General features: G+C 52.0%; 19 protein-coding genes. 18 read left to right on the plus strand and 1 reads right to left on the minus strand.

Annotated features, from left to right (window positions below):
- The first annotated feature begins 7 nt into the window (after positions 1-7).
- The 10 genes from AAIG11_RS14440 to tkt all read left to right on the plus strand — a co-directional run bounded on the left by AAIG11_RS14440 (position 8) and on the right by tkt (position 11,213).
- Positions 8-1,117, plus strand: coding sequence for a hypothetical protein (locus tag AAIG11_RS14440; RefSeq protein ID WP_343186939.1), 1,110 nt, complete (start codon positions 8-10; stop codon positions 1,115-1,117).
- Positions 1,118-1,551: 434 nt separating this feature from the next.
- Complete coding sequence (locus tag AAIG11_RS14445; protein ID WP_343186940.1) at positions 1,552-2,331, plus strand: IclR family transcriptional regulator; 780 nt, start codon at positions 1,552-1,554, stop codon at positions 2,329-2,331.
- A 32-nt stretch (positions 2,332-2,363) separates the two neighbouring features.
- Entirely contained in the window at positions 2,364-2,915 is a 552-nt protein-coding gene (locus AAIG11_RS14450) for an ECF transporter S component (RefSeq protein ID WP_283409515.1), read from the plus strand.
- Positions 2,916-3,000: 85 nt separating this feature from the next.
- Entirely contained in the window at positions 3,001-3,840 is an 840-nt protein-coding gene (locus tag AAIG11_RS14455; protein WP_425499427.1) for an energy-coupling factor transporter ATPase, read from the plus strand.
- Positions 3,825-4,700, plus strand: coding sequence for an energy-coupling factor transporter ATPase (locus AAIG11_RS14460; protein ID WP_343186941.1), 876 nt, complete (start codon positions 3,825-3,827; stop codon positions 4,698-4,700). Before AAIG11_RS14455 ends, AAIG11_RS14460 begins: the two co-directional genes overlap by 16 nt.
- Positions 4,691-5,524, plus strand: coding sequence for an energy-coupling factor transporter transmembrane component T family protein (locus tag AAIG11_RS14465; RefSeq protein ID WP_343186942.1), 834 nt, complete (start codon positions 4,691-4,693; stop codon positions 5,522-5,524). Before AAIG11_RS14460 ends, AAIG11_RS14465 begins: the two co-directional genes overlap by 10 nt.
- Positions 5,525-5,689: 165 nt before the next feature.
- Positions 5,690-6,649, plus strand: a complete 960-nt coding sequence (locus tag AAIG11_RS14470) for a P1 family peptidase (RefSeq protein ID WP_343186943.1) — start codon at positions 5,690-5,692, stop codon at positions 6,647-6,649.
- Positions 6,650-6,727: 78 nt separating this feature from the next.
- Positions 6,728-7,561, plus strand: a complete 834-nt coding sequence (panB, locus tag AAIG11_RS14475) for a 3-methyl-2-oxobutanoate hydroxymethyltransferase (protein WP_343186944.1) — start codon at positions 6,728-6,730, stop codon at positions 7,559-7,561.
- Between the two features lie 11 nt (positions 7,562-7,572).
- Complete coding sequence (locus AAIG11_RS14480) at positions 7,573-8,790, plus strand: M20 family metallopeptidase (RefSeq protein WP_343186945.1); 1,218 nt, start codon at positions 7,573-7,575, stop codon at positions 8,788-8,790.
- A gap of 434 nt (positions 8,791-9,224) precedes the next feature.
- Positions 9,225-11,213, plus strand: coding sequence for a transketolase (gene tkt, locus AAIG11_RS14485; RefSeq protein ID WP_343186946.1), 1,989 nt, complete (start codon positions 9,225-9,227; stop codon positions 11,211-11,213).
- A gap of 157 nt (positions 11,214-11,370) precedes the next feature.
- Here the strand turns inward: tkt and AAIG11_RS14490 are convergent, their stop codons facing one another.
- Positions 11,371-12,666, minus strand: coding sequence for a LysM peptidoglycan-binding domain-containing protein (locus AAIG11_RS14490; protein WP_343186947.1), 1,296 nt, complete (start codon positions 12,664-12,666; stop codon positions 11,371-11,373).
- Positions 12,667-12,876: 210 nt separating this feature from the next.
- On the opposite strand from AAIG11_RS14490, the gene AAIG11_RS14495 reads away from it, so the two are divergent.
- From AAIG11_RS14495 to AAIG11_RS14530, 8 genes are all read left to right on the plus strand, one after another.
- The gene (locus AAIG11_RS14495) at positions 12,877-14,988 is read left to right on the plus strand and encodes a transporter substrate-binding domain-containing protein (protein WP_343186948.1); all 2,112 of its coding nucleotides are present in this window, start codon (positions 12,877-12,879) and stop codon (positions 14,986-14,988) included.
- Entirely contained in the window at positions 14,981-16,366 is a 1,386-nt protein-coding gene (locus AAIG11_RS14500; protein WP_343186949.1) for a sigma-54-dependent transcriptional regulator, read from the plus strand. The genes AAIG11_RS14495 and AAIG11_RS14500 overlap by 8 nt, the downstream gene beginning before the upstream one ends.
- Before the next feature lie 557 nt (positions 16,367-16,923).
- Positions 16,924-17,952 carry a TAXI family TRAP transporter solute-binding subunit gene (locus tag AAIG11_RS14505; protein WP_343186950.1) on the plus strand — a complete coding sequence of 343 codons (1,029 nt, stop codon included), beginning with the start codon at positions 16,924-16,926 and terminating at the stop codon, positions 17,950-17,952.
- Between the two features lie 2 nt (positions 17,953-17,954).
- A complete protein-coding gene (locus AAIG11_RS14510) occupies positions 17,955-18,506 on the plus strand; it encodes a DUF1850 domain-containing protein (protein WP_343186951.1) in 552 nt (183 codons plus the stop codon).
- Positions 18,507-18,511: 5 nt separating this feature from the next.
- A complete protein-coding gene (locus AAIG11_RS14515; RefSeq protein ID WP_343186952.1) occupies positions 18,512-20,542 on the plus strand; it encodes a TRAP transporter permease in 2,031 nt (676 codons plus the stop codon).
- A 472-nt stretch (positions 20,543-21,014) separates the two neighbouring features.
- Positions 21,015-22,328: a glutamate-cysteine ligase family protein gene (locus AAIG11_RS14520; RefSeq protein ID WP_343186953.1), complete on the plus strand. Its 1,314-nt coding sequence runs from the start codon at positions 21,015-21,017 to the stop codon at positions 22,326-22,328.
- Positions 22,325-23,686, plus strand: a complete 1,362-nt coding sequence (locus AAIG11_RS14525) for a circularly permuted type 2 ATP-grasp protein (RefSeq protein ID WP_343186954.1) — start codon at positions 22,325-22,327, stop codon at positions 23,684-23,686. The genes AAIG11_RS14520 and AAIG11_RS14525 overlap by 4 nt, the downstream gene beginning before the upstream one ends.
- A 137-nt stretch (positions 23,687-23,823) precedes the next feature.
- On the plus strand, positions 23,824-25,038 hold the full coding sequence (locus AAIG11_RS14530; protein WP_343186955.1) for an AI-2E family transporter: 1,215 nt from the start codon (positions 23,824-23,826) through the stop codon (positions 25,036-25,038).
- The last annotated feature ends 92 nt before the right edge of the window (positions 25,039-25,130 follow it).

Here is a 25,130-nt window from a genome sequence, read left to right on the forward strand (position 1 = left end):
ATCATCCATGCATAGTGCACAACAGAAAAGAAGCGGCCATGTCAGCTGCCGGAAGCCGGGTCTGAAACAACCGCTGCTCATAGTGATGGGATTATTGCTGCTGGTGTTTTGGGTGTCGGGCTGCGGTCCGTCCCAAAGCCAGCAAAATCAGGAAAACGCGTCGGAATCGCCGGCAGTAACAGAGGCTCCGGCTCCAGTGCCTTTAGAGATGAAGCCGCCGGTGGAAGTGCCCGTTTCTCAGCAACAGAGTCAGGAAGGCATCACAGTGAATCTGGAACACCTCCAGCTGCTGAGTCAGGCCGATTTTGGTGACGGACGTACCAGCGACGCCGTCAAACTGTCGGTGACGGTGGAGCAGGAACCAGGCATTTTCCTTCGGGCATACCCGGATGGGGGGCGGCTGCTGCTGAACACCGGCGAAGAAATATCCACGGCGAAAGGGGAATTTCACGAAACCTATGCCGATGGCACTCTGAAAAAAGGGGATTTATACTTTCCCCTGGCTCTTACCCGTCCCGAAGAAATTACTCATGTCCGGTTTGTGATGGAAGGACCGGCCAATCAATACTTCACGGTGGTGGGGGAAGACTTTGTTTTTGAAGTGTCGGTGAACCATCCCGATCATCAACCGGTGGAGCGTCAGGAGCTGATTGAACGGGCCTACGCACATGCAGAAAAACTGGCTGCTGCCCCAGGCGTGACAGAATCCAGGCGATTGGCCCTGGTGGAAAACCTGGGGGATATCACCCTTCATGTGATCGACGTGGTCCTTTATGAAGCAATGGAACACCCTTTCGCGGCATTTTTAAAGGTGGAGGAACCGGTGAATTTCATCGCCCTCACCCTGGCAATTGAGAACACCAGTGACAACCAACTGACCTTTTCCAGTGCCCGCAGCCGGCTGCGGCTGAATGGTGGCGAAGCCCTGGCAGCAGATCAGCTCATGAGCCAATACCTGAGCCCTGACTACGCGCCGGGAGGCATCAAAACCGGTGTTGTGTTTTATCTGATCCCGGAAATGCTTCCTGCAGAACTGGAGACCCTGGAACTGCTGACTGAGGTGGTACTGCCGGGGAAAGACCCTGAACCGGTTACGCTGCAGTTACCCATTCAATAAGAGCGCGCTCTTGATAATGCGACTAAGATTAAGATCCTGATAGTGAGACTACCTGTTAGGTTGACTGCAACAACGCTGGTCAAAAATGATGAGAAGAAAGATTTTGGCAGCGATGCTGAAGTCTTTTTTTCATTTTGTTTGATTAGAATCATGACGGAAAACTGCGTGAGAAAAAATACATTGATCTGAATCGATATAAAAGTCGGACAATTACAAAAAAACCCAAAAAAAGGAAGATTCTGTGATTGAAGCCGGGAGAATTTTATGTTAAAATGTGAAAAAGCGTTTTGCAATGCGAAATTATAAAATGACATCAATAGATCCGAACACGATTCGACAGAGCCGGGAGAGGGTGATAATCACATTACAGAGAATGTCCTAAAATACGATCCGAACCAGCAGCAAGATCGGATCAGAGGGGTGATCCATCCAACATGACGCAACGGGACTATGTTGTCAAATCGGTTGTGAAAGCACTGGATATTCTGGAAATGCTGGATCAGGAAAAAGAACTGGGAATCAGTGAGCTGGCAGAAAAACTGCAGTTGGATAAAAGTACCGTGCACCGGCTGGTAACCACTTTAAAGATGAAGGGGTATGTGACACAAAACCAGACCAATCAAAAATATGCCAACAGTATCAGGCTTTTTGAGATGGGCAATCGGATGATTGAGGGCATGGGGTTCCGGCGGCAGTGCCAACCCTACCTGGAAGAGCTTGCCATGCGCACCCACGAAACCGTGAACCTGGCCATCCAGGATGGTCATGAAATCATCTACATTGATAAAATTGAAAGTCGAGCCACCATTAAGGTGGATCTGGGCATCGGGAAGCGATTGCCCATGTACTGCACCGGTCTGGGAAAAGCCATTCTGGCCTGGCTGCCGGAAGAAGAACTGGATCAGCTCTATGGTGAAACTGTTTTCAAACCATATACACCTAAAACCCTGACAACACTTCAGGCCTTAAAGGAAGCGTTGGCGGTCATTCGTCAGCAGGGGTACAGCCTGGACGATGAAGAATATGTCGTTGGGTTAATGTGCGTGGCAGCGCCCATCTGGAATCATCAGAGACGCCCCATTGCAGCCATCAGTGTGGCAGTGCCTGAGTACCGTTTTAAGGAAGGGCTGGTAACGACAGACTATGGGGAGGTGGTGAAGGAAATCAGCGAAAAAATGTCAAGAGAATTGGGATGTCGGCAGGAAAACAAGTAAACATACAGGTGCAGGGGAAAGGAGCGAGAAACGTGAACTTATCCATCCGAAAAATTGTTATGTCGGGTATTTTAGGTGCGGTCTCCATTTTGTTAGGCGTGACGGGTCTGGGATTCATTCCGGTGCCCACGCCGGCAGGTCATGCCACCATCATGCATGTACCGGCGATTCTGGGAGGCGTACTGGAGGGACCCATTGTCGGTATGCTGTCAGGAGCCATCTTTGGGATCTTCAGCTTTTTGAGGGCCACCAGCCCCATGTTTACAGATCCTCTCATTGCCATCTTCCCCCGCCTGTTCATTGGCGTTACTGCCTATTATGCCTATGTGGCAACCAAGCGGATTAACCCCATTCTGGCCTACGTGCTGGCAGGGGCTGTGGGCACTGCCACCAATACCATTCTGGTGCTGGGCATGGCATCCATTCGCGGATTCTTCCCTGCCAGTGTGGCCCTCTCCATCGGGGTGCTGCACGGGGTGCCGGAAGTCATCGTGGCAGCCATTCTGGTGGTTGTTTTGGGCAAAGGCCTTGAACGGGTTCGTGGTGCTCAGGGCGATGTCATTGAAACAGACGACGACTTGTAAAGACTGAATCGAACCAACCGGGGAAAACAACAGTCGGCAGGCCTTATGGATTGCCGGCTGTTGCTTCGGAACAGGAGTGATAACCTTGGAAAAGCTGATTGAAGTCAAAGACCTGACTTTTGTCTATGGCCGGGGAACAAAGCAGCCGGTGAAGGCACTAAAAAATGTGAACCTGGATATTATGCGGGGTGAGTTCCTAACGATACTGGGTCACAACGGCTCAGGCAAATCCACCCTGGCACGTCATTTCAATGGGCTGTTGACACCTTCAAAAGGGGAAGTGCTGGTGGATGGCATTTCTGTCAAGGATAAAAGCAAGCTATGGGAAATTCGCAAACGTGTGGGCATGGTGTTTCAGAATCCGGATAATCAGATTGTCAGCACCGTGGTGGAAGAGGATGTGGCTTTTGGGCCTGAAAATCTGGGCATACCGGCGGATGAAATTCGGCAGCGGGTGGACTGGGCACTGGAAACGCTGAATATGACTGAATACCGCCGGGAAGAGCCTCACCAGCTGTCAGGCGGCCAGAAACAGCGGGTGGCCATTGCCGGTGTGCTGGCAACGCGCCCCGAATGTATTGTGCTGGATGAACCGACGGCCCTGCTGGACCCCATTGGCCGGAATGAAGTGATTGAGGCGGCTAAAAAGTTGAACCGGGATGAAGGCATCACCGTGGTGCTCATTACCCACTTTATGAACGAAGCCATTGAAGCAGACCGCATCGTGGTCATGGACAGAGGGGAAATCACACTTTCGGGTACACCCCGGGACATTTTTGATCAGGTGGAACTGATTCGTGAATTGGGCCTGGATATCCCCATGGCCACACAGATCGCCCTTGGCCTGCGCCAGCGGGGCATTCAGGTGGCAGACCATATTCTGGCGGCAGAGGAGTTGGTGAACAGCCTATGTCCATCATCGTAGAAAACCTAAACCATCGCTACAAAGCAGGCACCCCCTTTGAAAAACAGGTGCTGTTCGGTATCAATCTCGCCATCGGCGACGGGGAGTTCGTGGGTCTCATTGGCCCCACCCAGTCGGGAAAAACCACGCTGGCTCAGCATTTCAACGGATTGTTCATTGCCAGAGAGGGAAAAGTACTGGTGGACGGAAAAAATCTGGCAGACAAAGAAACGGATATCGTGGCCGTGCGCCATCAGGTGGGGTATGTGTTTCAAAGCCCGGAGCACCAGCTTTTTAAGGAAACCGTTGGGGAGGACATTGCCTTTGGGCCGGTGAACCAGAAATGCAGCAAAGATGAAGTGGACCACCGGGTGCGGGAATCAATGGCACTGGTGGGACTGGATTACGACATCTTCTACAAACGGGATATTTTTGCCCTCAGCGGCGGCCAAAAGCGAAGGGCAGCCATTGCCGGTGTATTGGCAGGGCATCCCCGGGTGCTGGTGTTGGACGATCCCACCGCTGGGCTTGATCCCCGGGGGCGGGAAGAAATTCTGGAAGTCATTGGTCGTCTCCATGAAGAACGGGACATGACCATTGTCTTCATTTCCAATACCATGGAAGACGTGGCCCGAATGGCCAAGCGCATCATCGTCATGAATGAAGGCACCATTTTTGCAGAGGGAGCCACCCGGGAAATTTTCTCTGAATGGGAGAAGCTCCGGGAGATCGGTCTTGGAGTTCCGGAAACCATTGTGATTATGCAACAGCTGGCGGGAAGAGGCATGAAAGTGCCTGTGGATACCCTGACGGTGGAAGAAACCGTTGAAGCCATTGTGAAAGAAATGACCGGAGAAAGGGGGCGTGCTGCGTGGAACTAACAAAAGACATTACTTTGGGGGTCTATATTCCCCGGAAGACCACCGTGCATCAGGCAGACCCCCGCAGCAAGATTTTACTGACCATCCTGTTGATTACACTCTTGTTTTTCATTAAAACCTACACGGCGTATGGGGTCTATGCTCTCTTTGCCCTTTTCTTGGTGTGGATATCGCAAATTCCCCTGGGGTATGCAGTGAAAGGATTAAAACCCATGATTCCGGTGCTGATCATCATGTGGGTTTTTCAGCTGTTCTTACAGAAACCGGACCATGCCCAGGTAATCTTCTCACTGGGATTTCTGGAAGCCACCGATGTGGGGCTGCGCATGGGAACCCTCATGTCCATTCGCGTATTGCTGCTGTTTCTCATCACCACCATACTCACCATGGCCACCTCCATGGTGGAGCTGACAGATGGCATTGAAGCACTGCTGAAACCCTTCCGCAAAATCGGAGTACCATCCCATGAACTGGCCATGACCATGGTGATTGCGCTTCGCTTCGTGCCCACTCTGGCAGAAGAGATGGAAAAAATTGTGAAAGCACAGATGGCCCGGGGAGTTGATTTTGACAGGGGGAATTTTATTCAGAAAACCGCCAAGGTGTTTCCCATCTTCCTGCCCCTTTTCCTCAACGCTTTCAAGCGGGCAGAAGATTTAATCATCGCCATGGAAGCCCGTAATTACACTGGTGGCGGCGGGCGCACCAAAATGCGGCAGCTGCGCATGGGGCCGGCAGATACCAAAGCCTTTGCAGCGGTGCTGTTCTTTACCCTGATACTGGTGGCGGTGATCCGTCTGTTTCCGCCGCCTATTCAGATTTAAACAAATCAACAGGGGATTATTAGAAAATGTGACGATGATCATTGGAATGCGAAGAAAAGAGCTGGTTTTCGCCACTGTGAGCAGGATACAGGACATGACTGGAGAATCATTTCACAGCTTTAAAAGAGCTTCGCAGTGTGAATAAAGTGTGAGGGAGGTAAGAAGATGAACGGTACACTGACAGATATCCAGGGCATCAAAGTTGGTCACGCCCAGAATGAAGCGGCGCTTACCGGCTGTACTGTCATCTTGTGTGAACCCGGCGGTGTTGCCGGGGTGGATGTCAGGGGGGCGGCTCCGGGAACCAGGGAAACGGATCTGCTTCACCCGGTGAAAATGATGGATCAGGTTCACGGCATTTTGCTCTCCGGCGGCAGTGCTTTTGGATTGGACGCCGCCGGTGGTGTCATGCGGTACCTGGAAGAAAGAGGTGTCGGCTTTGATGTGGGAGTGGCCCGGGTGCCCATTGTACCGGGAGCTGTTCTCTTTGATCTGATGATTGGTGACCCGGCAGTGCGGCCTGATGCTGCCATGGGTTATGAAGCCTGCCGGCAGGCCACAACAGACCCGGTGCCCCAGGGTTGCGTGGGGGCCGGCACCGGAGCCACTGTGGGAAAACTCTTTGGCCCCAAATATGCGACAAAATCAGGCATTGGCAGTGCCTCAATGAAAATAGGCGGGGGCGTGCGGGTGGCGGCGCTGGTGGCCGTCAATGCCTTTGGTGATGTGGTGGACCCGGAGAGTCAGGCCATTTTAGCCGGAGCGCGCACACCGGTTACCGGAGGGTATGCCAACTCAGCCAAGTTGCTGATGGGCGATTTGAACCGCATTATCGCAGGGTTTCATACCAACACCACCATTGGAGTTGTGGCTACCGATGCCGCCCTGACCAAGGCAGAAGCCTCAAAAGTGGCCCAGATGGCCCACAACGGTTACGCCAGGGCCATTCGACCGGTACACACCCAATATGACGGTGATACCATTTTTGCCCTGTCTCACGGGACGAAAAAAGGGGATGTGAATGCCATTGGGTTTGTCGCATCACTGGTGATGGAGGCGGCCATTCTCAATGCGGTGAAGCATGCCGTTCCTGCAGGGGGATTGCCGGCCGGGTCGCGGCAGTGAGTGTCGTTTTCTGAAAATCATCAACCATCATTATTGATAGGACCACTGAACAGGACCATTGAACAGGAGGCATTGAATATGGCAGCAGTCACCATACCTGCATTACAGAAAATGAAAGCAGAAGGCATCAAAATCAGCATGACCACCGCCTATGACTATCCCACCGCCTGCCTGGTGGAAAAATCAGGCATTGAAATAATTCTGGTGGGTGATTCCCTGGCCATGACGGTTTTGGGAATGGACTCCACCGTACCGGTGACCATGGATGAAATGATTCATCATATCAAACCTGTGGTGAAGGGAGCGCCCACGCCTTTGATTGTGGGAGACATGCCCTTTGGGTCATACCAGGTCTCTCCGGAGGAAGCCGTTGCCAACGCCATCCGTTTGATGAAAGAGGGAGGCTGTGACACCGTGAAGCTGGAAGGCGGCAGCGATATGGCGCCCATTGTGAAACGAATTGTGAAGGCAGGCGTTCCGGTGATGGGACACATTGGCCTGACACCTCAGACAGTCTCCATGCTGGGGGGGTTCAAGGTGCAGGGCAAGGGAGAAGCGGCGGCAAAAGTGCTGCTTCAGGATGCCCTGGATCTGCAGGAAGCCGGGGCCTGGGGATTGATTATTGAAGCGGTGCCGGAGAATGTGGCCAGGCTCATCACTGAAAAAGTCACCATTCCCACCATCGGTATTGGCGGTGGTCGGCACTGTGATGGTCAGGTGTTAGTGTTTCATGATATGTTCGGTCTGTTCGATAAGTTTCTTCCCAAATTCGTCAAGCAGTATGCCCAACTGGGAGAACAGATTGTGGCTGGGCTGGAAACTTTTAAAGACGATGTGCGGGAAAGTCGTTTTCCCGAAGAAAAACATGTTTTTGGCGGCGTGACGGAAGAAGAGCTGAAACGGTTATACTAAGGAGTGACACCATGAAACCTCTGGAAAAAGTGGTTGACTATGTGGATCAGGAAGCATTGGTGACGTTGACACAGCAGCTGATTCGGGTCAAAAGCGTGTATGACCCGGAGGTGCCTGGGGCCAATGAAGAAGCTGTCGCCGGCCTGGTGGCCGACACGCTGAAAAGCATGGGCCTGAAGGTGATGATGGAAGAAGTGGTGCCAGGAAGACCCAACGTGGTGGGGATTCTGGAAGGCACGTCCCCCGGCAAAACCCTGTTGATGGAAGGGCACACCGATGTGGTGACTGCTGGAGATTTGGATGAATGGTCAGAGGATCCTTTTGGTGGTGACATCAAAGGAGAACGTATTTATGGCCGGGGTGCCTGCGATACCAAGGGAAACCTGGCAGCAGCCATCATGGCGGTAAAAGCCATCCAGGATGCCGGCATTCCTTTTAAAGGGCGCATTCTGTTGTGCATACCCGTGGATGAAGAGGGGCTCATGCTGGGCATCAAAGACTTTATTAAACGGGGATGGGCAGATGAAGTGGATGCTGCCATCATCTGCGAGCCGGAAGAAAACCACCTGTGCATTGCTCAGAAGGGTGCCCTGCGCATGGCCCTGCGGGTTTTTGGAAAAATGGCCCATGGGGCCATGCCTCTGGCGGGCATAAACCCCAACTGGGGGATGGCAGCGGTGATCACCGGGCTGGAAAAACTCCAACAGGCTGAAATCCAGCGTCTGGGTAAAGATCCTCTTCTGGGATACCCCAGCATCACCCCCACCATTCTGAAAGCCCCTTATAAAGGAGAGGCCCAAATCAATGTGATCCCCAAGGAATGCTACATGACATTGGACATCCGCACCATTCCGGGACAGGAGCACAGCGTGCTCATCAGCCAGGTGCAGGAAATATTGGACCAGATTTCTGCTGAAAGACCGGAGTTCAAGGCAGAAATGGAAGTGCTGGAAGAACGGCCCTGGACGGCAACAGACAAAGAACACCCGGTGGTGCAGGCCATGGACAGGGCTTACCGGCAGGTGACAGGGAAGGAACCCACCTATAACGGCGTGCCCGGGGCAACAGACGGCACCTTCCTTCACGCCTGGAAAAACATCCCCATCATCACCACGGGAGCCGGTGACCGGCTGATTCCCCATCAGGCAGATGAGTACGTGGATATTCCCCAACTGGTGGAAGCGTGCCGCCTCTTTGCTCTGGCTGCCCTTTACTATCTCAATGAATAAGGCGATCTGCGAGCATCTGATTGACATTGGTGTTAATGAAATAATTGCTTTAAGCTGGGCGACTGATAATTTAGCCGTCTTAGACTGCAAACAAAATATGATGAAGACAAGGGATTTGGTAAAGGACAGCCTTGGAAATCTTGTCAGTGTTTTTTCGAAAAGGAACGAAAACCGCCAGCGCCTGCTGTTTGAGCGCAGCGAGTTCAGGCGCTGTTTTCGAGACGTTCGACTAAAAACACACAAGATTGGAATCAGCTGGCCTGGCTAAAGCCCTTAGTCTTCAGCCTCGGGCGACTGATAATTTCGGTCGCCTTTTTGCAGTGGTGACCTGAAGGCGAAATTCGTCGGTAAGGGTGGGAAAAACTGGTCAGACCCCCTGTCTAATGGTATAATGAAGCCAATATATCAAGCAACGATTTTGAGGAGGCTGACGCATGAATCAGGAAATGGACCAGTTGGCAGTCAATACCCTGCGGGTACTGTCTGCTGAAGCAGTTGAAAAGGCAAACTCCGGTCATCCCGGGCTTCCCATGGGTTCCGCGCCCATGGCGTATACCCTGTGGTCAAGGCACATGAATCATAATCCCAAGAACCCGGCCTGGAAAAACCGGGACCGCTTTATACTTTCCGCAGGGCATGGTTCCATGCTGTTGTATTCCCTGTTACATCTTTTTGGTTACGATTTGAACATGGAAGAGCTGAAATCCTTTCGCCAGTGGGACAGCCGTACCCCCGGGCATCCTGAATTTGGGCACACCTCCGGGGTGGAAACCACCACGGGCCCCCTGGGACAGGGATTTGCCAATGGAGTGGGCATGGCCATGGCTGAAGCCCGTCTTGCAGCTCAGTTCAACAGAGAAGGTTACCCGGTGGTTGACCATTACACTTACGTACTGGCCGGCGACGGCTGCATGATGGAAGGCATCAGCAGCGAGGCTGCCTCACTGGCCGGCACTCTGGGCCTGGGCAAACTTATCGTGCTGTACGATTCCAACCGCATCTCCATTGAAGGCGATACTGATCTGGCGTTTCGGGAAGATGTGAAAAAACGCTTTGAAGCCTATGGCTGGCAGGTGCTGCAGGTGAAAGACGGTAATGATCTGGAGGCCATCAATGCGGCACTGGTGGAGGCGAAAAACGACAAAGTCCGCCCCGCCATGATTGAAGTGGTGACAGAAATTGGGTACGGCTGCCCGGCCAAACAGGGAAAGGCGTCAGCCCATGGAGAGCCCCTGGGTGCGGAAAACCTGAAGGCCATGAAGGAAAACCTGAACTGGCAGGAAGAACCCTTTAAAGTGCCGGCATCAGTCTCCCGGCAAATGGAATCCGAAATGGAAAAGGGCATGAAGGCAGAAGCGGCCTGGGAACTGATGCTCAGTGACTACTTCACTGCCTATCCGGAAATGGAGACGGCCTGGGACCAGTGGTTCGGAAATGCCTGGATGCAGGATGTCATGGAAGACGAAAGTCTGTGGCAGTATGACAAGCCCAATGCCACCCGGTCTGCTTCAGGAGACATCATTAACCGTCTGGCAGAGAAGGTGCCCAACCTTATTGGAGGTTCTGCCGATCTGGCGCCTTCCACCAAAACACTCATGAAGGCTCACGGTGACTTTCAGAAAGAAAACCACGCCGGCTCCAACCTGCGATTCGGGGTGCGTGAACATGCCATGGCGGCCATCATCAACGGCATGGCCCTTCACGGCGGGCTCCGGGTATTTGGTGCCACTTTCTTCGTCTTTACCGACTACATGAAAGGGGCTATGCGCCTGTCATCCATTATGGGAGTTCCGGTGACCTATGTGCTTACCCACGACAGCATTGGAGTGGGTGAAGACGGCCCCACCCACCAGCCCATTGAACATCTCATGGCATTGCGCAGTGTTCCTAACATGATTGTGTTCCGTCCCGCTGATGGCAAAGAAACCGCCATGGGTTGGAAGGCGGCTCTTAGCAGCACCAACACACCGGTGTCGCTGGTGCTGACCCGGCAAAATCTGCCCCTGTATGCAGAAACCGGGGCCGATGCGCTTAGGGGCGGCTATGTGCTGAAAGATGCCGGCGCCGGAGAGCCCCAGGTGCTTCTCATGGCTTCCGGCTCTGAAGTGGCCACCATTATGACGGCGGCAGATGATCTGGCGGCCAAGGGAATTGCCAGCCGGGTGGTCAGCATGCCTTCCTGGGAACTATTCGAAATACAACCCGAAAGTTACCGTCACCAGGTGCTGCCACCGGCCCTGCGTAAACGGATTGCCGTGGAAGCCGGCAGCGGTTTGGGCTGGTATAAATATACCGGGTTGGATGGCCGGGTGATTTCCCTTGATCATTTCGGTGCATCGGCACCGGGTGAGTTACTCTTTGAAAAATTTGGCCTGACACCCGAAGCGGTGGTGGAAGCGGCAGAAGCGCTGGTGGGCCAGTAAGTCATACCAGCAAGCCATAATAGTACCAATAAGAAATCACCGGGAGAAAGTTCCCGGTGATTTTTGCGTGGCTGGTATTTTCTGCTATAATAAAACAACAGAGATTGACTGATAAAGTTGAAATACGCTGTTGCGCATTCCTGCAAGTAATCATGGCCTAATTATTGGGGATGCGCAGTACCTGGCCGGCCCTGAGGCTGGAAGCATCGGTGATGTTATTGTAGCTCATGATTTCAGGGTAGCGGCTTCCGTCGCCATAGAAACGAAGGCTGATGGCATAGAGGGTGTCCCCTGACTGAACAGTGTAGCTGGTGTGAGGTTCAGTGGATGCCGGCGGCGGGGTGGCCGGCGGAGAGGTTTCGTTATTGGGAGAATCCTCACCCGGATCTTCAGTTCCTGGTGTTTCACCAGGTTCTTCCGATTCATCTCCACCGGGTATCTCCTGGTCAGATGGATCACTTGCCGGCACTTCAGGGGTTTCCATTACCGGCGGTGTTTCGGCCACTTCATCGGCAGGTTCCCGGTTCAGAATGCGGTTGATACCCATGATTCCAAGAAATAACAGCAGGAGGGCAGCCAATGTCACCAACAGGGTTTGGCGTCGGCGGGCCCTTTTGCTCCGGCGTCCCACCCGGCGTTCCCGGGTGAGTAAAAAGGGTCGTTCTGGTGCGTCTGGATGGTCTGGCATCATTAAAATGTCTCCTTCCTCGTTGTTGGATGCAGTCCGGGTTCTTGTACTGCGAGGCTCAATCGGTGACGGCGGCCGGTGATCCTGACTGAGGCGCGTTTTGAAAAAAATGGGGTTGAAATCTTTTTGTACAGCCTGTATGTCCGGGTACTCTCCCAGATAACAGCGATGAATAATGCCGGCCACCTCTGGGTGAGACCCTTCCTGCACTTCGTCCAATCGGGCATAAAGAGAATTGCCATACACACAGAGAAGAAAGTCGCCGATACGCTGCAGGTAACTTGGCCATGAGGCACTAAGGTCTTCGGGAGAGAAAAAAAGAATGTTATTCAGACATACAATTTTCCTGTCGACCACCGAGATGTTCCCGAAAGAAGAAAGAACATACCTCACCACCAAGGGCAATGGCTCCATGACCAGCAACTTATTCAGGTAGTTGCTGACAATCTGTCCCTTTTCATAAGGGTTTAGAATGGTATTGGTGACAAAGGAAGGGAATGGTTTGCCGGGACATTGTTTTGAAACGGTGTAGAAAACATCTTCCACCAGAAAAAAATCATCGAAAAACTGTTTCATTTCCCGATCAAAATGCTGAAAAGCCTCCATCACGGGTTCGCCGGCCTCCAGATCCCGGAAAGCCGTGACGTATACTGGTGTTTTAGACTCGGAAAACAGGTCCTGCGCCAGATAAATCCGCTGAAAGGCGTCCTGGTGAAGCACCTCTTCCACTTGATACTGGTCGTTGATGAGCATTTCCCGGTTCATGCTGAATCCCTCCCCGTGGCTTCCGATCAATGGCGGACTGCCCCTTCTGTATACATATTCGATGGAAAGCCTGAAATTCCTTTTTATTTCATGATTTTTTTTGAAGTGCCATAAACTCGGTTTCTAAAACCACGGATGGCGTATCTTTGTTCGTTGAATCAATACCCTTCATAGGAGGGTCTTACACCGGCAAATGTCAGGAGAATATTCATGAAGCGAACAGAAGAAAAAAAACAAACTCAGTTGTCGCACTTTGCTGCGGTTCTGAAAAAGCACTGCGATGCCACCAGGTTCTCGCGCTGCCTGATGGCATTCGTCATACCAATGCTGGTGGTGCCACTGGTGATGGTGCAGAGCGTCCCGGTGGAAGCGGCGCTGGATAATCCTTACCTTCAAAGGCAGCAGCTGGTGTTGCGGGTGGCCTTTGATCCCCGGCTGGCACCGCTGCAGTATGAGACGTCGGAGGGTTACCAGGGGTTCAGTATTGATCTCATGGAAACCATGGGGAGACGAAATGATTTTCAGGTTCAATGGGTGCCCATGACCATGACGCAGGCGCAGCAGAGCCTTCAGGAAGGCGCGATTGACGTGATCATGGGGATTGACTACCAGGCCCGGCTGGCGCCGGAGATGGAGTTCACCGAACCTTTTTTTTCCTCAACAGTGGGGCTCATGGTACCGGCGGGTGCCACCGACATCGAATCCATTGCTGATTTGTCTGAAAAACTGGTGGCCATTCAACGACATTCCCTGGAGCACGATTTTCTTCAGAATGTGTGGCGTATCAATTTCAACACCACTGAAAATCTGGTGGACGGTCTGGCACTCATGGAAATGGATCGGGCAGAAGCGCTGGTGGGAGACCGGCTGGTTTTGCAGCATGCCCTGTCGGAACTGATGCTGGAGGAGGAATATCAGTTTGTCAGCAGCTATGTGATCCCTCTGGAGTACGCCATGGCGGTTAAAAAAGAGAACTTTGGTCTGTTGAACCTGCTGAACCGGGGGTTGCAACAGGCGAAGGGCCAGGGAATCCATCATGAGTTACAGGAAAAATGGTTTGGCAGTAACCTTCTCCAGGCCCGGCTTGAACAAACCCTCAAAGCACTGGGGTTTATTCTGGCCCTGATTTTTGGCGTCTTTCTCATCAGCTTGTGGTGGAACCGCATGCTGCAAATGGAGGTGCAACGAAAAACCGGCGAATTGAAGGCAGCCAACCGGGATCTGGAATACCAGATTCTGGAAACCCGCAATATGAGTGGGTTAATGGAGCAAATCATGCGAAACAGCCCCCGGGGATTGGTAACGGTGGATCGAAAAGGTCTGGTGACCGCACTGAACCCCCGGGCCCAGGAACTCACCGGAGAAGCTGAATCTCTGAAAGATAAGCCTTATACAGCATCACCCCTCTTGAAAACCCTGCTGGAAACGCGTCTGAAGCATGTGCTGGAAGAAGGGGTTCAGTATGTGGGAGGGGAACTGCGCTGGCAGCCGGAAGAGAAGGGCAGTCGGGTGGATATTCGCTACACCCTTTACCCTGCCAGAGATGTGGAAAAACAGATTACCGGCATGATTCTTACGCTGGAAGATATAACAGAGGAGCGAAAGCAGCGGGAGCAGGGCTTTGAGCGGGAAAAAAGCCGGGCTCTGCATCAGGTGGTGGCAGGAATTGCTCATGAAATCCGAAATCCCCTCACATCCATCAAAACCTTTGTGGAACTGATCCCGGCAAAGATTCTAAATCCCCAGTTTCAGGAGAACATCGTGCGGCATGTTCCCCGGGAGGTGGAGCGGGTGAGTCAGCTCATTGAAAGCCTCATCGACTATGCCCGGCCACGGCCGCCCAACCGGGAAGTATGTGATGCGGCTGAATTATTGAGGTCCTGCACGGCATTGTTCGAACCCGTCTTCAACAGCAAGGGATTTCAGCTGAAAAGCCGGCTGGAGAAGGGTTGTGTGATTCAGGCGGACCGGGATCAAATTAAACAGGTGTTGGTCAACTTTCTGTTAAATGGGCTGGAAGCCATGGAAATGCGTGTCAATGAAGAGGAAACAACGATGCCGCTATCCATGACCACCAGTTGCCGCTTAGAAGGCGCCCATGTGTGGATTGATCTGAAGGATGAAGGGGTGGGCATGAGCCCGGAAGAGCTGAAGAACATTCTGGAACCTTTTTATTCCACTAAAAAAGAGGGTACCGGTCTGGGGCTGCCCCTGTCCAAACGGTATCTGGAAGACAATGGAGCTGTACTCAGCTTTGAAAGCGAAAAAGGACAGGGCACCATTGTCCACCTGCAGTTTGAGAGGATGACGGATCATGGATAAAATTCTGATTGTGGATGACGAAATTTCCATTTGTTCTTCCCTGACATTTGCCCTGGAAGATCGTTTTGATGTGCAGGCAGTTACTGACGCCTCTCAGGCCATGCAACTGGCCCGACAGGAGACCTTCCATCTCTGTCTGTTGGATCTGAAGATCGGGCAGGTGAATGGTATTGATGTGCTGGAGCAGATGAAAGCCATTCAGCCGGAGATGGTGGTGATTATGATGACTGCCTATGCCTCCATCTCTTCATCGGTGGAAGCCATCAAAAAAGGGGCTTATACTTACCTCACCAAGCCCCTGCACATGGAAGCCATGCTGTCGGTGATTGAACAGGCTCTGGCATACCAGCGGCTGAACCGGCAGCTGGAGTATCTCAGCAGCGAGCTGGCTGAAAAATACACTGACAAGGGCATTATCGGAAACAGCCCTCCCATGAAAGTGGTGTTCAGTAAGATTGAAAAACTGAAAGATTTGGACACCAGTGTGTTGGTAGTGGGTGAAAGCGGTACCGGTAAAGAACTGGTGGCCCGGGCCCTCCATTTCTCAGGCCAGCGGCGAAAGCATCGCTTTGTGGCATTGAACTGTGCTGCAATCCCGGAAAACCTGCTGGAAAGTGAACTGTTCGGGCATCGCAAAGGGGCTTTTTCCGGTGCCAATGCCGATAAACCCGGCAAGTTTGAGTATGCCAATCAGGGAACTCTTTTTCTGGATGAGATCGGCGATATGCCGCTGGGACTACAGGCCAAGCTCCTCCGGGTGCTGCAGCAGAAAGAAGTGACGCCTCTGGGGGCCAACCGCCCCATTCCCCTGGATGTGCGGGTGATTGCTGCCACCAACCAGGACTTAAATGAAAGCGTGCGGCAGGGAACCTTTCGCCAGGACTTATACTATCGACTGAATGTGGTGACGGTGAGCATGCCGGCCCTGCGCACCATGCGGGAAGACTTGCCCCTTTTGTTTCGTCATTTCTTAAAAAGTTTTCAAAAGCCGGGGGAACCGGTGAGAAAACTGTCTGAGGAAGCAGCTCAGGGGCTAATGCACTATGACTATCCTGGCAACATTCGTGAACTGGGAAATATTTTGGAAGGTGCCTGTATCATGGCAGAGGGAGAGATGATTCAGTGGCATGATTTGCCGGAAGAAGTGCGCAAGATCACCCCTATTCCTGACAACAATGGGGAAATGGAGAGGGATGTCTTTTCTGGTCTGGTGGGCATGACGCTGGAAGAAATTGAAAGAAAAGTCATCGAAGCAACCCTGGCCAGCCATGAAGGACACCGGCAAAAAACGGCAGAGGTTTTGGGAATCAGTGAACGGGGGCTCCGGAATAAAATCAACCGGTATTCTTTGGGAACTTCTGACCCTGTGAGCCGGTAGGTTTTGTCCCGGCTCATTTCAACATACCGGCAAAAAATGCCGCAACGGCATAAATTGCCGCAGCATCGAAACGAGCCGCGGGTTTGATAATTATATATCAATATCAGTGGAATCATCGGGGAATTGCCTGTTGTGAGGCCTGTAAAAAGGGTGTTGGCAAGACTGCCGGTGATTTTGATGTTACGGCAAAAAATGCCGGTGATGGCGGGTGAACCGTAAACGAGCCAGTAGTGTTGACAGAGAAAACAACGGCGGGTCACGAAAAAACAGCACCGGGAGAGAAAAAACGCTCCCGGCTGATTTGATGGGATCATGAGGCATTCCCTTACTGCCAGATAATATGATATGAGTTCAATGCGTTGAAATCACGCAAAGAGGAAAGACAAAATGGCAAACGTTTACCAGGCTTATCTTGCCGGCAGTGGGGAAGATGCGGGTGTGGAGAAATGTTTTTTTGCACAACCGGTGATCACTGGCACGATCTTTGCAATTTAACAGAGCAGTGTGTCAGATCGCTTTGACATCAAAAGAAACTAACAAGCAAAGGGGAGAAAAAAATGAAGAAAATCTTAGCAATCCTGTTACTGATGACCATGGTATTGGCAGCCTGTGGCGGCGGTGCATCAGCACCGGCAGCACCGGCACCGGCAGAGTCGGGTGAGGCACCGGCTGAAACACCGGCAGAGGCACCGGCTGCGAGCCGTGACCTGTTTGTCACTGTGGCCACCGGACCCACCAGTGGTGTTTATTATCCCATCGGCGGTGCTTTTTCCAGCATTATTCAGAATGACTTGGGTTTCCGATCCTCTGCCCAGTCCACCGGTGCTTCTGTTGAAAACATCAACCTGATCCTCAACGGTCAGGCAGAACTGGCCATCACCATGGCAGATGCTGTCACGCAGGCTTACCTTGGCTTTGGTGCCTTTGAGGGAGAAGCCCCCAAAGAAGAACTTCGGGGTCTCATGAGCCTTTATCCCAACTATGTGCAGCTGGTCACCATGGAATCCACCGGCATTGAAACCTTCTATGATCTGGAGGGCAAGCGTGTTGGTGTGGGGGCCCCCAACTCCGGAGTTGAACTGAATGCCCGTCTCATGTTTGAAGCCCATGGCATGACCTATGACGATATTCGTCCTGACTACCTGAACTACGGCGAAGCTGTTGACCAAATGAGAAACGGCATGATAGACGCTGCATTTGTTACCTCCGGTATTCCCAACGCCACGGTGATGGATCTGGGAACCACCAATGCCATTCGCATTATCCCCATCGAAGGGGAAGGCATGGAGTACCTGAATGAAAATTATCCCTTCTTCACAGCCAACATTATTCCGGCTGGTACTTATGATAATGAAGAAGATGTTAACACAGCTACCATCATGAATCTGCTGCTGGTACACAATGACTTGCCGGAAGATGCCGTGTATGAGATCACCAAAGGCTTCTTCGATCATCTGGACACCATTCACAGCGCTCACAATGCGGCTAAAGAAAACATCAATCTTGACAGTGTGATGGAGGGAATGGTTGTTCCCCTGCATCCTGGAGCGCAGCGTTACTTCCAGGAAGTGGGAGCCATTGACTAACAGTGAAGACTGAAGCGGGAACCAAGTGGAGGGGGGAAACCTCCTCCTTTCTGCCATTCGCAGGTTTTCGAAAACTTAAATCAAAGCAGCAGGTACTGATACTGGCGGCACTCTGCCTGAGTCTCCTGTGGGGGCTCCTTCGATGGCTGCCAGCAGAGCCGGGGAGCATGATGGTGATCCGCACTGCAAATGACATGGAAGTTCAGTGGCACACAGCTGTTGAAACAGGTGATGTGCTGGTGTTTCACTGGGTTCATTCTGTGGAGCACATTCCCTGGCAGGAAACCTTTGAAGTGACGGCAGAAAACACACTTATGCTGACAGAATCCCGGTTCGCCGGATTTGGTGCCGGTATCCCCCATGAAAATCAGGGAGGGGTGCGGGTGGAAAACGGCTGGGTGATTCTGGATAATATCCAACGGGAGATGAAGCAATACGACTGGATTCATTCCCACACAGCGTTACCTGAAATCTGGCTTAACGGAAAGGTCATGCTGCAGGGAGCTGATCTGCCGCATCATCAACCCCTGACCCTGACCATTGAAGAGAGGTGATTCATTTGAACAGTGAACATGAAAAAAACCGGCAGGAACCGGGGGTTCAGCCGGAAGAAACCATCGAAAAAAGCATCAGGGAACTGGAAATGGAAGCCATGGATGAGAAAAAGCAGCAGGAGCTGCTGGAGAAATTTGACAATGAATCCCGGGTGCGCACTTTCACCAACCGGGGCATGGCGCTTTTTGTGAAGGCGTTTGCCATTGCTGTATCCCTCTATCATTTATACACGGCTTATTTCGGAACACTGGTAACCCTGAAGCACCGTTCCCTCCATGTGGCCATGATTCTGGCCCTGGCCTTTGTGCTTTATCCTGCCTTCAAAAAATCCAGCAGAAACCGGCTGGCCTGGTATGATGCAATTTGCTCGGTGCTGGCCCTGTCGGTCACTGCCTATATTTTTTCGGACTATCTGGGAATTGTTCACCGGGCGGGGGTGCCCAATCAGCTTGACCTCTTTTTCGGTGTGGTTCTCATTTTTCTGGTGCTTGAGTCAGCCCGGCGGGTTACGGGCTGGGCGCTGCCTCTCATGGGCGTTATTTTTATATTGTATGCACTCTTTGGGCGTAACATGCCTGGTTTCTTCGGCCACCGGGGCTACAGCTGGACACAGATCGCCAATCATTTGTTTGTTTCCACCGACGGGGTGTACGGAACCGCTGTTGGGGTGGCTTCCACCTATATTTTCCTCTTTATATTGTTTGGTGCTTTTATGAACAAGTCGGGAATGGGACAGTTTTTCAATGATATTGCACTGGCCTTTGCCGGTCACACCAAAGGCGGACCAGCAAAAGTGGCGGTGATTGCCAGCGGCTTTCTGGGGAGTATTAACGGGGCAGCTGTTGCCAATGTGGTGACCACCGGGGCCTTTACCATACCCCTGATGAAACGTACCGGTTACAGTGCAGATTTCTCCGGCGCGGTGGAAGCTTCCGCCTCTGTGGGTGGGCAGCTGCTGCCTCCCATTATGGGTGCGGCAGCGTTTATCATGGCAGAGGTGCTGGGTGTTCAGTACCGGGTCATTGTGATGGCAGCGATTCTGCCGGCTCTGCTGTACTATTTGGGCATTATGGTGCAGGTACAGATGAGGGCTTCGAAAAACGGACTGGAAGGCTTGCCAAAAGACCAGCTGCCCACCATTGGTGAGGTCATGAAAGAACGGGGACATTTGCTGCTCCCATTGATTTTCCTCGTTTACATGCTCTTTTTCAGTGGTCGGACCATCATTTACTCAGCTTTTCTCACCATCGTGGTGACCATTCTGGTGAGTATGCTGCGTCCAGCCACCCGCATGAACTTTAAGGATTTCCTGGACGCCCTTGATGCCGGTGCTCGTTCTTCAGTACCTGTGGCCCTGGCATGTGCAGCGGTGGGTCCCATTGTGGGGGTTGCCAGCATCACCGGGTTTGGACTGAGCATGGCCTACACCATTGTGTCTCTTGGAGGAACCAGTCTTCTCTTCACCCTCATGTTCACCATGCTGACCTGTATTATTCTGGGAATGGGATTGCCCAGTATTCCGGCGTACCTGATTACCGCCACCATGGCGGCTCCGGCACTGGTGCAACTGGGAATTGAACCCATTGTGGCCCATTTATTCGTGTTTTATTTCGCCATGTTTGCCAACATCACCCCGCCGGTGGCCCTGGCTTCCTTTGCAGCGGCGGGAATTTCCGGCGGCAATGCCATGCGCACAGGCTTTGAATCCATGAAGCTTTCCATGGCCGGGTTCATCGTCCCCTATATGTTTGTGTACAACAAAGCCCTGCTCTTGCAGGGCACCAGCCTGGCAGAGGGAATCATGGTCACCATCACTGCCATCATCGGCGTGGTGATGCTGGGAAGCGCCGCAGAAGGATACTTCTTTGCCCGCATGCCCATTCCCCTGCGCATCGTCCTCTTTGCCGCGGCACTTATGCTCATCAGTGCCAATATGCTGCAGGATGTGGTGGGGTTGGCAGTGATTGCGGTGGTATTGATGCTTCAATGGTCAAAAGCCAAAAAAGAAAAACATCAGGAACCCATATCAGCGTAAGGGTCAGCAACACCAATTAACAAAAAAATTGGAAACGGCTGTTCCTATGAATCGGCCAGTAAGAATCGATTCTACCATTTTGATGAGTCTCATAGAAAATCCTGACGGTATCTTCGGCAGGATTGAGGTTGAAGACAAAGGGGTTTGGCCAGGGCATCTGATTCCAATCGTGTGTGTTTTTAGTCGAAAGTCTCGAAAACAGCGCCTGAACTCGCTGTGCTCAAACAGCAGGCGCTGGCGGTTTTCTCATCTTTTCGAAAAAACACTGACAAGATTTCCGAGGCTGCCCTTTACCAAATCCCTTGTCTTCATCATATTTTGTCTGCAGTCTGAATCCTGCCGGTATCTTCGGCAGGATTTTTTGAGCTGATTGTCTTGCATAATTAAAGATGAATTGGGTAGTAACAGCAGGAAGAAGTAAAAATAGCTTCATGGTATCAAAGAGACAGAAATGTGACGGGAGTGGCAGATCATGAAGATTAAAAACAACCATCAGCAAGACCGGATTGTGGCGCTGCTCAGGCAGGGTGAGACGGCGGCGGCTGATCTTCGTATGGGTATGGAAATAGAACATGTGGTGGTGAATGCGCAAACCCTGGAATCGGTGAACTATTATCAGGAAAAGGGGATTGAAACCATTCTGAAGCAACTGATTCCCAAGGGCTATGATCCCATTCATGAAGGCGAGCATGTGGTGGGACTGCGCCACCCGGAGTATGTGATCACCCTGGAACCAGGAGGACAGCTGGAAATCAGCATTGATCCCAGTGATGAGCTGGAAGTGATTTATCGGCGGTATTGGACCTTCCTTCACCACATGTTACCGGTGCTGGAAACCCAGGGTCAGTGGCTGCTGGCCATAGGCTATCATCCCCGCACCTCCATCCATGACATTCCCTTTAACCCTAAAAAAAGATATCAGTACATGTCGGAGTATTTTCAGCAAACCGGCCGGTATGCTCATTACATGATGAAGGGAACTGCTTCCCTTCAGGTGATCGTGGATTATATAGATCAGACAGATTTTATCGAGAAGTTCCGGGTGGCTCATTTTCTCATGCCATTTTTGGCGCTGCTGACAGATAATGCTCCCTATTTTGAAGGGGAGCCTGCTCACCAGTTCAGCATGCGGACTGCCATCTGGGATGAAACAGACCCGGCCAGATGCGGGCTGATTCCAGGAGTGATGGATACAGAGTTTGGCTACCAGTCATATGCCGATTATATTCTGCAGACGCCTCCCATCCTGGTTCAGCAGGGCCATACCTACAGGGGCACCGGCGACATGCCTGCTGCAGCGCTGGAAGGGTTGGAGAGTTTCAGTGATGCGGAAGCGGATCATCTTTTGTCCATGGTTTTTCCTGATGTACGGGTGCGTCGATACATTGAGATTCGCATGGCAGACTCGTTGCCCCTTCCCCTCAGCTTCGGGTTTGCTGCACTGGTGAAGAATCTCTTCTATCGGGAAGCCTCTCTCCGTTATTTGTACCACCTTTCCCAGGGGATGAGTGACGCCCGCTTGAATCAGTTGCGCCACGACATGCAGCAACAGGGCTATCATGCCCGCTTTGGAGGCACCACATGCCAGCAGATGTTGCTGACACTGCTGGATCTGGCCAAGCAGGAAGCCACTGATCGGGAGCTGACATGGCTGGGACATCTGGAAAATTTGGTGGTGAACCAGGAAACCCCGGCAGCCTACAGCCGGCGCAGGGTGGCAGCAGATGGCTGGCAGGGCCTTGAATGGTGCGCCGCTCACCGATGGACAGAGGAGGAAACCTTGTGAAAGAAACGCTGAGCCCCTATTGGGATCAATACCGACAGTGGGTTTTAGCCCACCCCCTGGAAATGCAGGCTTCCCATGAAAGGTTGATGGCAGAGGTGGCAGATTCGCCGGCGAAATACAAGGGCAAGCCGGTGGAATTTCTCCACCAGCCCTTTTTTATGACGTCCTCTCAATGGCAGCATCTTGACCGCATCACTCAGACGATGATGAACCTCATCAAGCGGGTGACCAGGGAATATGTGGAGAATCCGGCTTTTCGAAAGCATTTTCCTTTCTCGCCTCTGACAGAATCCCTGATTCTGAGGGATCCGGGCTACGATTATTCCGTGCCCGTCACTCGCATCGATCTCTTTTATCAATTGGAAACAGGGGCTTTTCAGTTTTGTGAAATCAATACCGATGGTTCTTCCGGCATGGTGGAAGCCCGTGAACTGCAGCAGATCATTGGCGGCTCTCCTGCAGTGAAAGCGTTGAATTTAAAGGCCGATGCCCTGCAGGGCGGTGAATTTTTCAACAGTTGGATCAATGCACTGCAGAGGAACTACCGTCATTGGAGGGCGTCCCGGAACAAAGGAACTGATTTTCCGGAAATTCCCCGGGTGGCCATTGTGGATCTCTTTTCCAGTGAGCCGCCTTCAGAGTTCATGGAGTTTCAAAAATCCTTCGAAGATGCCGGTTGCCCCTGTGTGGTGGTGGATGCACGTGACCTGGTGCTGAAAAATGGCCGGCTGATGGCGGGGAATCAGGTGATTGATGTTATTTATCGGCGGCTGGTCACCTGGGAACTGGTGGAGAACTGGCAGCAACTGACACCTCTGGCAGAAGCCATCGAAACAGATCAGGTGTGCCTGGTGGGGGCGGTGAGATCTCAGATTCCCCATCACAAACGGTTTTTTGCGATTCTTCATGATGAGGAAGCCACCGGGTTTCTGGATGAATCCCAGCGCCGTTTTGTTCGGGAGCATGTGCCCTATACCGCCCAGCTACAGCAGAAGGATGAAGCCGTCTGGCAGCACTGGCTGAAAGAAAAAGACCGGTACATCATCAAGCCTGAAGACCGATATGCCTCTTATGGCGTTTATGCGGGACAGGACTGGTCTTCGGAGGAGTGGGAGAAAAAGCTTCAAAAGGCGGCAGAGGAAGATTATCTCATTCAGGAGTTCTGTCAGGTGCCCCAATTACCCATGGCCATGATGAAAGACCGGCAGGTGGATTTCGAACCTTTTTATTACCTCACCGGCTGCTTTGTCTACAATGAGGTTTTTCAGGGCCCCTACATCAGGGCGGGACGTCACAGCATCATCGGCAGTGTGGTGGAATGTTTCACCGTGCCGGCTTTTCGGGTGGCGGATCAGTGAAAGAGATTGTTACTTTTTGGTTACGAAACCCACAATTCATCAGGTAAATCATAGCGCCCGGCTGTTGAATCAGTTATAATGAACTGAGAGAGAACAGACCGGGCATTTTGACGGATTTCTCCAAGGGGGGCTGGCCATTGAGGATCAAATGGGATCGTCAGTATCTGAAATATACTTTTTATGCGGCACTGACCATCATCATTGCCATTGCTTTTTTTCACATGGTCGATAACCTGTCTCTTTTCGTCAGCTCCATTCGAACCGCTTTTCGATGGACCAGACGACTCATCAGTCCCTTTATCATCGCCGCCTTCATTGCTTATTTGATGAATCCGGGCGTGCGGTGGTTTGAGCACCGGGTCTATGGGCGCATTCCATCTTTAATCAATCGTCACCGAATCAAACGGAATGCCAGTATTGCCACTGTTTTTTTTATTCTGGCAAGTGCCATTATTGGGCTGGTGATGGTGGTGGCGCCGCAAATTGCCGCTAACATACGTGAGATTGCCAAGCGGGCGCCTGAGTATGCTGCTTTTATTGAAAATCTGGTGCAGAACTGGTCGGAAGAGATCAGCTCCATGCGTTTCTACAACGTGAATGTGTACGAGTATCTGGAACCAATGGAGAAGAAAATTGTCAGTTATTTTGATCAGGCGGGGGAGTTGCTGGACACCATGGTGGCCATGGTGGTGAACCGGGCGCTGATCATCACCTCGGGTTTTCTGAATTTCCTGCTGGGACTGGTCATCTCCTTCTACGCATTGGCTGATAAAGAATCCTTTAAAAAGGGAATTGAACGTTTTCTTAGAGCCTTTATCTCCAGTGAACGGGTGGAAGGGATCAAACAGTTTGGCAGGGATGCAGACCTGCTGTTTTCCAGGTTTATTGTGGGTAAAACCCTTGACTCGGTGATCATTGGTATTCTATGCTACATTGGCATGAGTTTCTTGAATGTTCGTTACGCTCTGTTGCTGAGTGTGGTGGTGGGAGTAACCAATATGATTCCCTATTTTGGCCCGTTCATTGGCATGGTACCGGCTGGTTTTTTGACCCTCTTCGAAGGACCAATGAAAGCGCTTTGGGTGGTGCTGTTTATTCTGGCGTTGCAGCAGTTCGACGGGCTTTACCTGGGTCCCAAAATTCTGGGGAACAGCGTGGGGATTCCCCCGTTCTGGGTGATCTTCTCCATCGTGGTGGGTGGCAAGCTCTTTGGCGTCATGGGTATGTTTCTGGGGGTACCGGTCTTTGGTGTCATCCGGCTCTTTGTTTTTCGAATTCTGGATCAGCTGGTGGCTCAAAAGGAAGCTTTGGTGCCGCTGATTATGGAAGAAGATCAACAGGATACCTCGTGAACCATTTACACAAGCCAATCAACTGATAAACAGTAAGCCATACAAAAGCCCCGCCGGCAGCCGGTGGGGCTTTTGTATGGCTTATAATCCCG

Source organism: Anoxynatronum sibiricum (genome assembly GCF_039414295.1).
Classification (GTDB): Bacteria; Bacillota; Clostridia; order Peptostreptococcales; family Tindalliaceae; genus Anoxynatronum; species Anoxynatronum sibiricum.

Coding starts and splice junctions, on each gene's coding strand:
- AAIG11_RS14440 (WP_343186939.1), top strand. CDS start 8: ATGCATAGTGCACAACAGAAAAGAAGCGGCCATGTCAGCTGCCGGAAG.
- AAIG11_RS14445 (WP_343186940.1), top strand. CDS start 1,552: ATGACGCAACGGGACTATGTTGTCAAATCGGTTGTGAAAGCACTGGAT.
- AAIG11_RS14460 (WP_343186941.1), top strand. CDS start 3,825: ATGTCCATCATCGTAGAAAACCTAAACCATCGCTACAAAGCAGGCACC.
- AAIG11_RS14470 (WP_343186943.1), top strand. CDS start 5,690: ATGAACGGTACACTGACAGATATCCAGGGCATCAAAGTTGGTCACGCC.
- panB (WP_343186944.1), top strand. CDS start 6,728: ATGGCAGCAGTCACCATACCTGCATTACAGAAAATGAAAGCAGAAGGC.
- AAIG11_RS14480 (WP_343186945.1), top strand. CDS start 7,573: ATGAAACCTCTGGAAAAAGTGGTTGACTATGTGGATCAGGAAGCATTG.
- tkt (WP_343186946.1), top strand. CDS start 9,225: ATGAATCAGGAAATGGACCAGTTGGCAGTCAATACCCTGCGGGTACTG.
- AAIG11_RS14490 (WP_343186947.1), bottom strand. CDS start 12,666: ATGAACCGGGAAATGCTCATCAACGACCAGTATCAAGTGGAAGAGGTG.
- AAIG11_RS14495 (WP_343186948.1), top strand. CDS start 12,877: ATGAAGCGAACAGAAGAAAAAAAACAAACTCAGTTGTCGCACTTTGCT.
- AAIG11_RS14500 (WP_343186949.1), top strand. CDS start 14,981: ATGGATAAAATTCTGATTGTGGATGACGAAATTTCCATTTGTTCTTCC.
- AAIG11_RS14505 (WP_343186950.1), top strand. CDS start 16,924: ATGAAGAAAATCTTAGCAATCCTGTTACTGATGACCATGGTATTGGCA.
- AAIG11_RS14520 (WP_343186953.1), top strand. CDS start 21,015: ATGAAGATTAAAAACAACCATCAGCAAGACCGGATTGTGGCGCTGCTC.